Consider the following 383-nt stretch of genomic DNA (forward strand, 5'->3'; position numbering starts at 1 on the left):
ACCATATCCAGAGCTGATCGAAACTCGCAAAGATCGCCAGGCTGACCGAGGCGCCGATCAATGCGGCAACGATCAGCCGATGGCCCCGAAGCACGGCCGTCAGCGGCCCCACCAGCAGCGTGGCGGCGGCAAGCCCTGCTGCAAAGCAGGCAYCGGTCAAGCCGATGACACTGGGCGAAACGCCACGCGCGGTGAGAATCAGTGAAATCAGCGGGTAAGTGACGCCCTGCGACAGGCTGAACGCGGTCGCGCCGAAAATGACGACGGCGATCGCCGCCCAATCGGCATCGAATTCCGCCTTCGCCCGTGCTGCGCCCACTGCCCTCTCCCGTCACTCGGAAACGATGACAGGAGAGGCAGTAAATTATTCACTCGTATAGTAC

The 383-nt window shown here is 62.0% G+C and carries 1 protein-coding gene; it reads right to left on the bottom strand.

The window, feature by feature from the left end:
* A partial coding sequence (locus tag AC1D0P_RS31570; RefSeq protein WP_477680329.1) for a hypothetical protein occupies positions 1 to 319 on the bottom strand: 319 nt, incomplete at its 3' end.
* Between the last annotated feature and the right edge of the window lie 64 nt (positions 320 to 383).

The sequence above is a fragment of the Polaromonas sp. P1_G2 genome (assembly GCF_056405515.1).